At 67.4% G+C, this 7,766-nt stretch carries 7 protein-coding genes and 1 pseudogene; 5 read left to right on the forward strand and 3 right to left on the reverse strand.

Features of this window, described 5'->3' with window-relative positions; translation table 11 throughout:
• Window positions 1-78 precede the first annotated feature (78 nt).
• Together thrS and LXM94_RS07385 are read left to right on the forward strand one after the other, a co-directional pair.
• Complete coding sequence (thrS, locus tag LXM94_RS07380; RefSeq protein ID WP_235770519.1) at window positions 79-2,061, forward strand: threonine--tRNA ligase; 1,983 nt, start codon at window positions 79-81, stop codon at window positions 2,059-2,061.
• Between the two features lie 82 nt (window positions 2,062-2,143).
• Window positions 2,144-3,004, forward strand: a complete 861-nt coding sequence (locus LXM94_RS07385) for a lysophospholipid acyltransferase family protein (protein ID WP_235770520.1) — start codon at window positions 2,144-2,146, stop codon at window positions 3,002-3,004.
• Between the two features lie 229 nt (window positions 3,005-3,233).
• On the opposite strand, the gene LXM94_RS07390 is transcribed toward LXM94_RS07385, so the two are convergent.
• Window positions 3,234-4,229 carry a hypothetical protein gene (locus LXM94_RS07390; RefSeq protein WP_235770521.1) on the reverse strand — a complete coding sequence of 332 codons (996 nt, stop codon included), beginning with the start codon at window positions 4,227-4,229 and terminating at the stop codon, window positions 3,234-3,236.
• A 103-nt stretch (window positions 4,230-4,332) separates the two neighbouring features.
• On the opposite strand from LXM94_RS07390, the gene LXM94_RS07395 reads away from it, so the two are divergent.
• The gene (locus LXM94_RS07395) at window positions 4,333-4,917 is read left to right on the forward strand and encodes a nitroreductase family protein (RefSeq protein ID WP_235770522.1); all 585 of its coding nucleotides are present in this window, start codon (window positions 4,333-4,335) and stop codon (window positions 4,915-4,917) included.
• A gap of 8 nt (window positions 4,918-4,925) precedes the next feature.
• Window positions 4,926-5,531: a flavin reductase family protein gene (locus tag LXM94_RS07400; protein WP_235770529.1), complete on the forward strand. Its 606-nt coding sequence runs from the start codon at window positions 4,926-4,928 to the stop codon at window positions 5,529-5,531.
• Between the two features lie 3 nt (window positions 5,532-5,534).
• Here LXM94_RS07400 and LXM94_RS07405 read toward each other — a convergent pair whose 3' ends face one another.
• On the reverse strand, window positions 5,535-6,182 hold the full coding sequence (locus LXM94_RS07405; protein ID WP_235770523.1) for a hypothetical protein: 648 nt from the start codon (window positions 6,180-6,182) through the stop codon (window positions 5,535-5,537).
• Between the two features lie 156 nt (window positions 6,183-6,338).
• On the opposite strand from LXM94_RS07405, the gene LXM94_RS07410 reads away from it, so the two are divergent.
• Complete coding sequence (locus LXM94_RS07410; RefSeq protein WP_235770524.1) at window positions 6,339-7,484, forward strand: DUF2336 domain-containing protein; 1,146 nt, start codon at window positions 6,339-6,341, stop codon at window positions 7,482-7,484.
• Between the two features lie 33 nt (window positions 7,485-7,517).
• Here LXM94_RS07410 and LXM94_RS07415 read toward each other — a convergent pair.
• Window positions 7,518-7,766: pseudogene (locus tag LXM94_RS07415) on the reverse strand (hypothetical protein); the annotation flags it as partial.

Consider the following 7,766-nt stretch of genomic DNA (forward strand, 5'->3'; position numbering starts at 1 on the left):
CCGCAACGCGCCGGCCCGCCGGCTTTTTCCCCGCATACCACCCGCATTCGTTGGCGGGACTGGATAGGAGATTTCTTGATGTCTGCACCTGTTTCCCTGACCTTTCCCGATGGCTCCGTCCGCGATTATCCCGCGGGCTCGACGGGGCGTGATGTGGCCGAGGCGATTTCGAAGTCGCTGGCGAAGAAGGCGATTGCGATCACGCTTGACGGCGAGCTTCGCGATCTCTCCGATCCGGTTGCGACCGGGCGGATCGAGATCGTCACGCGCGAGCATGACCGCGCGCTCGAACTGATCCGGCACGATGCGGCGCATGTGATGGCGGAGGCCGTGCAGGAGCTCTGGCCCGGCACGCAGGTGACGATCGGCCCGGTCATCGAGAACGGCTTCTACTACGATTTTGCCAAGAACGAGCCGTTCACGCCCGACGATCTGCCGAAGATCGAAAAGCGGATGAAGGAGATCGTGAGCCGCAACAAGCCTTTCACGAAGGAAGTCTGGCCGCGCGACAAGGCGCGGCAGGTGTTTGCCGACAAGGGCGAGGCCTACAAGGTCGAGCTTGTCGATGCGATCCCGGAAGGGCAGGACCTCAAGATCTACTACCAGGGCGACTGGTTCGACCTCTGCCGCGGGCCGCATATGGCGGCGACCGGTCAGATCGGCACGGCCTTCAAGCTGATGAAGGTGGCCGGCGCCTACTGGCGTGGCGATTCGAACAATCCGATGCTGACGCGCATCTACGGCACCGCCTGGCGCACGCAGGAGGAGCTCGACAGCTATCTGCACATCCTCGCGGAAGCCGAGAAGCGCGACCATCGCCGGCTCGGACGCGAGATGGACCTCTTCCATTTCCAGGAGGAGGGGCCGGGCGTCGTCTTCTGGCACGGCAAGGGCTGGCGCGTCTTCCAGACGCTGGTCGCCTATATGCGCCGGCGGCTGGCCGGCACCTATGAGGAGGTGAACGCGCCGCAGGTGCTCGACAAGTCGCTCTGGGAAACGTCCGGCCACTGGGGCTGGTATCGCGACAACATGTTCAAGGTGACGGTCGCCGGCGACGAGACGGACGACGAGCGCGTCTTCGCGCTGAAGCCGATGAACTGCCCCGGCCATGTGCAGATCTTCAAACATGGCTTGAAATCCTATCGCGAACTGCCGGTGCGGCTTGCGGAATTCGGCAATGTGCACCGCTACGAACCGTCAGGCGCGCTGCACGGGCTGATGCGCGTGCGCGGCTTCACGCAGGACGACGCGCATGTCTTCTGCACCGACGAGCAGATGGCGGCGGAATGCCTGCGCATCAACGACCTCATCCTCTCGGTCTACAAGGATTTCGGCTTCGACGAGGTCGTGGTGAAGCTCTCGACCCGTCCGGACAAGCGCGTCGGCTCCGATGCGCTGTGGGACCGGGCGGAAAGCGTGATGATGGACGTGCTGAAGGAGATCGAGGCGCAGTCCGGCGGGCGCATCAAGACCGGCATCCTGCCGGGCGAGGGCGCCTTCTACGGCCCGAAGTTCGAATATACGCTGAAGGACGCGATCGGCCGCGAATGGCAGTGCGGCACGACGCAGGTCGACTTCAACCTGCCGGAACGGTTCGGCGCCTTCTACATCGACCAGGCGTCGGAAAAGAAGCAGCCGGTGATGATCCACCGCGCCATCTGCGGCTCGATGGAGCGTTTCCTCGGCATCCTGATCGAGAACTTTGCCGGCCACATGCCGCTCTGGATCTCGCCGCTGCAGGTGGTCGTCGCGACGATCACCTCGGAGGCGGACGATTACGGGCGCGAGGTGGCGGACGCGCTGCGCGAGGCGGGCATGACGGTCGAGACCGATTTCCGCAACGAGAAGATCAACTACAAAGTCCGTGAGCATTCGGTGACCAAGGTGCCGGTCATCGTCGTCTGCGGCAAGCGGGAGGCGGAGGAGCGGACCGTCAATATCCGCCGGCTCGGTTCGCAGGCCCAGACGGCGATGACGCTCGACGAGGCGGTGGCGACGCTGTCGGACGAGGCGACGCCGCCGGACCTCAGGCGCAAGGCGGCGGCCCGCAGGGCCGCCTGACCGGTCGTGCACGGCGGTTGTCAGAAAAGTGCAACAAAACCGTAATATCCGGTTTACACAAGAACCGATCCGGGGAAACGCCGTGCAGTTCAAAGAGCTGTCCTATGCCAACGAGAACGACCGGCGCCTCAAGCGCTGGTTCATCCGCTCGATCGAGGGCCTGTCGGGCCGCAACCGCTATGCCAGGCTCTACGCGCAGTGGCGGGACGGAACCGTCGGCAAGAGCGACCGCGTCTTCGGCGAGATGCTGGAGCTGATCAGGGTGAGGGTCGCCGTCAAGGGCGAGTGGCCGCCGCGCCACCTGCCGGACACGCCGCTGGTCATCGTCGCCAACCACCCGTTCGGCATCGGCGACGGCATCGCCATCCTGTCGCTCGCCGAACAGCTCGGCCGGCCGTTCCGGGTGATGATCCACAACGACCTCCTGAAAGTGCCGGAAATGGCGCCCTATGCGCTGCCGGTCTCCTTCGAGGAGACGAAGGAGGCGCTGGCGCTGAACATGAAGACGCGCCACGAGGCGGTGCGGCTGCTGAAAGAGGGCGTGACGATCATCGTCTTCCCGGCCGGCGGCGTCGCCACCGCGCCGAGGGGGTTCGGCAAGGCGGAGGACCTGCCCTGGAAGATGTTCCCGGCCAAGCTCATCCAGGCCGCCAGGGCGAGCGTCATCCCGGTCTATTTCGAAGGGCAGAACGGCAGGCTCTTCCATCTCGCCAGCAAGATCTCGATGACGCTGCGCCTGTCGCTGCTGATCCGCGAGTTCAAGCGCCTGTCGGGAACGACGATCTCGTCGCGCGTCGGGACGATGATCGGCTGGGAGGAACTGAGCACCTATGCGGACCGCAAGGACCTGCTCGCGCGCATCTACGATTCGGTCTTCTCGCTGGCGCCGCCCGGGCGCACCCTAAAGCCTGTCGCGTCTATCCGGAGCCATTCTGTTGGCTGAAACGGAGTCGGATGGTCGACCGGCCGGCGCGTGTCGTAGCCACGCCCTACGGCCAAGCCGGCCGGTCGATCAGGCGGCCCGTTTCAGCCAACCCGAAGGGCCGGGCATCTTTCCGCCTGGATCAGAGGCGATCGGCTCGGACGTAGCGAGGGGTATGCCCTTCGCCGATAGCCTCTGCCCAAACGAAAACCTGCTCCGGCAGAATGGCTCCAGATAGACGCGACAGGCTTTAGTCCGGAAAGCCGGCTGATTCGGCAGCGCCGGCCTCTTCCAGCAGCACCTCGACATCGGTGTTCTGGCCGGCCTTCACCGTGAATTCGCGCTGGTAGATGCGGTCCTTGTTGCGGGCGATCGCCGTGTAGTTGCCCTCGGCGAGCACCAGCGTCGGGAAGGCGCCGACGCTTTCGCTGACGACGTCGCCGGAGCCGGTGAGGATCGACCAGGCCGTGTCGGCAATCGCCTCGCCGCCGGCTTCCGAGACGAGTTTCAGCGTCAGCTTGGCGGCGCGGTGCTGGATCGTCGCCTTGACGAGCTTGCCGGCCTCGACCTGGATGTCGGCGCGGATGACGGCATTGACCGTGCCGTAGTCGGAGACGACGTGATAGGTGCCGGCATTGAGGCGCACGACGGTGTTCGGCTTGACGCCGGCGACGATGAGCCCGCGCTCGCCGTCCTCCGTCACCTCGTCCGAATAGATCGAGAAGCTCAGTTCCTTCGGTGGGATGCGCATGTCGGAGCCGGAGACGGCGTTCAGCATGATGCCGCCGGCGTCGAGCACCAGCACCTGCTTGTCGACCGGGCCCGATTCGGGAATGATCAGCTTCTTCGTCGCGCCGGCGCGGCCGAAGGCGACATTGACGAAATACTCGCCCGGCACGAGCTGGAAGGCGGCCGAGCCGCCCTCGGAACTCGCGAGCAGCGGCAACTTGCCGTCGGCGCCCGGGATCGGCGAGAAGACGCGCCAGGACAGGCCGTGCTGCATGGCCGCCCCCCCCTTGGTCAGCATCGCCTCGCAGCGGATGTCGCGCAGGTTGGCGGCGGGCGCGACGATGTCGTCGCCGGTGACGAGCGGGTTGAAGGAGGTCAGCTTGCCGCTCTTCTGCGGCGTGGTGATCTGCGAGAAGCTGTCGAGCGTTTCCTGCGCGGCGGCGGGCGGCAGACCGGCGCAGACGACGAGAACCGCCGTCAGGGCTCCGGCCAATGTCGGGAGGGCAGGCATGCGCATGGTGTAGGTTGACTTCCTGACTTTAAGGCTCCACTTGAAAGCCCGGCAGATGGCATTTTTTTGACCGCGCTCGCGGCCCGCACGTTAGTGGAACTCCTTCCCGATGAAAACCGAAATCAAGCTGATCGACTATCTTTCCAGTCGCCGGTCCATCCCGGCATTCCAGATGGGCGCGCCGGGGCCGTCCGAGCCGCAGATCGAGGCCATGCTGAAGCTCGCCGCCCGCGTGCCGGACCACGGCAAGCTCGCGCCCTGGCGATTCGTCGTCTATCGCGGCGAGGAGCGCGCCCGCATCAGCGAGGCGCTCGCCGCGATGGCGCTCGCCGACAGGCCGGACCTTTCCGACGAGATGGTGAAGGTCGAGAAGACGCGGCTGACGCGCGCGCCCGTCGTGGTCGCCGTCGTCAGCACCGCGGCGCCGCACGAGAAGATCCCGGAATGGGAGCAGCTCATGTCGGCCGGCGCCGTCTGCCTCAACCTGCTGATGGCGGCGAACGCCCACGGCTTCGCCTCGAACTGGCTCACCGAATGGTACGCCTTCGACCCGCGCGCCTATCCGCTGCTCGGCATCGCGGCGCACGAGAAGGTGGCGGGCTTCATCCATATCGGCACGGCGACCGTGCCGCCGACGGAGCGGCCGCGCCCCGACCTCAAGCAGATCGTCACCTGGGTCGGCAGCGAGGCGTGACGGCGGTGATGTTCTACGACACCGACAGCAACGCGCACGGCCTCCGGCACGATCCCTTCAAGGCGATCGTCGCGCCGCGCCCGATCGGCTGGATCGGCACGAAGGCGACGGACGGCTCGCTCAATCTCGCGCCCTACTCCTTCTTCAACGCGGTCAGCGACCGGCCGAAGCTCGTGATGTTCTCCTCGAGCGGCTACAAGGACAGCATCCGCAGCATCGAGGAGACCGGCGTCTTCACCTGCTCGCTGGTCAGCCGCGATCTCGCCGAGCGGATGAACGTCACGTCGGCGGCGGTGCCGCGCGGCACGAGCGAATTCGCGCTCGCCGGACTGACGCCCGTCGCCGGCCGGCTCGTCGACGCGCCCTATGTCGGCGAGGCGCATGCCGTGCTCGAATGCCGGATGACCGAGATCGTCCGACCGAAGACGCTTTCAGGCGACCTCGCCGAAAGCTGGATCGCCTTCGGCGCGGTCGTCGGCATCCATCTCGACGAGGCGATCGTCCGCGAGGGGCGCATCGACATGGCACTCGCAAGCCCGGTCGCCCGCATGGGCTACATGGACTATTGCGACGGCAGCGACGCCTTCGAGATGTTCCGCCCGAAGGCGGGCTGAGCGTCAGCCGGCGGAAAAGACCCCGGCGATGACGGGAAGCGCGGCCGGATCGGTGGTGGCACAACCCGAAAAGCCGTCCTGTCGGGCACGACGGCAGTGATCCGCGAGCGCCGCGCCGGAAAGGGCGGGTGCCAGTGCATAGGCCGGCAGCCCGGCAACGCGCGCGGCAATCAGCGTCGCGGCGCGCAACTGCGCCGGCGCCTCCGTCCAGCCGCCATCATCCGTCTGCAGCCGCTCGGCGCCGAGCAGCGCCGGCAGGCCGCGCCAGTCCCAGACGAGCCCGGCAAGCCGCGCGGAGCAGTTGCGGAACGTCGCCGCGGCGGGTGCAGGCAGAATGCCGTCGGTGAAGGCGAGGATATGAAACCGGCGCTGTGGCAGGCCACGCTTCGCCTCCACCACCGACAGGAGGACGTCGATCCGCTGCACGGCCGCGCCGCCGCGGCAGGAACCGACCGCGATGCCCGCCGCCGGGTCCGTCAGCGCCGATTCGAGTAGCGATTCGCCCGCGTCGGGCGTCACCAGCGCGAAGCCGCCGCTGCCGGCCGGCCACAGCGCCTGCGCTTCCACGACCTGCGTGCCGGCTCCGCCTGCGGGCAGGTCATCGTTGGCCGCGCGCAGAAACAGCGCATGACGGGGCGAGGGAGCGCTCATCGCGGCGCATCCGAGGTCGGACACAGGATGCCGTCGCCTCGCCTGGCGTCGGCCGTCGGGATCATCGGCTTGATGAACGGCGCGTTAAGGGACATGGTGAACCAATCTTAAACACTTTGCCGCTAGCGTGGCCTGCAGCAGTCGTTGATCGCATACATGCCGGGGCGTACCTTGATTATCAATGCCTTTCTCCGTTGGGTCGAAACCGCGCGCGTCAGCGACAGGGCCAAGGCGGCAGGGGCGCTTGCCCGGGCCTATCGCCGGTCGCGCATCCGGCCGGCCGATTGCAACGCCGCCGAAATGGCCATGATCTTCCTGCTCGACGACCCGGCGCCGCCCGTACGGCTGGCACTTGCCGAGGCGCTCGCCGATTTCGCGGAGGCACCGCGCGCCGTGGTGCTGCCGCTTGCCGCCGACCAGCCGGAGGTCGCCGCGCAGGTGCTGCTGCGCTCTCCCGTCCTGACCGATTCCGACCTCGTGGACCTGGCGGCCAGGGGCTGCCCGGTTCGCCAGTCGATCATCGCGCATCGGCCGCTCGTGTCCCGCGCGCTTGGCGCTGCACTTGCTGAAGTTGCGCATTGTTCCGCCATTCAGGTCCTGCTCGAGAACCGCGGCGCGGATCTCTCCCGCCGAAGCCTGAAACGCATCGCCGAGCGCTGCGGCGACCTCACCGAGATCCGCAACCTGCTGCTCGAGCGCGACGACCTGCCGGGCGAGGCGCGCCAGGCGCTCGTCGAGCGGGTCGGTGCAGCGCTTGCGCGGTTCGACCTGGTGCGCGCGGCCGTCGGCCCGTCCCGCGTCGAGAGGATCGCCCGTGAGGCCTGCGACATCGCGACGATCGGCCTTTGCGGCGAAGCGCGCGGCGAGGAGATTGCCGCGCTCGTCGAGCACCTGCGCCTCGCCGGACGGCTGACGCCGGCCTTCCTGATGCATGCGCTGTGCTCCGGCAAGATCGAGTTCTTCGCGGCGGCGATCGTCAACCTGTCGGGCGAGCCGGAGCGGCGTGTCCGGTCGATCCTGGCTGACGGGCGGGAGGCCTCGGTGCGGTCCGTCTTCGAGGCCGCGGGCCTTGCGCGCGACATCAGCACCCTCTTTGCCGAGGCGACGCTGCTCTGGCGGCAGGAGGCACGCTCCGGCGTGTTCGGCGGCAGTTCGGTGTCGCTGCGCCTGCTGGAACGCGTTCGCCAGGCGGGCGGTGCGGCGACCGAGGACATGCTCGATCTTGTCGAGAGGCTGGCGATCGCCGAACAGCGCAGGCACGCCCGCAACTATGTGGAAATCGTGGCCCGCGAGGCAGCTTGAGCGGCCGGCCGCGGCTTCGCTACGCCGCGACGGTCAGCGCTCGAACTTGCGCATCACCCAACTGAAACCGTCCTCGGCATAGCGGACCGGCTTGGTCAGCGTCTGCTTGATGTCGGTGCCCGTCGGAATGTTGTCGCGGACCATCGCCATGCTGCGCGCCACGATGCCGCGCTTCTCCGCTTCGCCGGCCGGCGGCGTGACGGCCTTGGCCGTTTCCGTCCCGGGTGCCGGTTTGCCGACCTTCGGCGTCGCCTCGTGCGCCTCCGCCGTGGTGCCGGCACC

The sequence above is a fragment of the Rhizobium alarense genome (assembly GCF_021555155.1).
Lineage (GTDB): Bacteria > Pseudomonadota > Alphaproteobacteria > Rhizobiales > Rhizobiaceae > Rhizobium_D > Rhizobium_D alarense.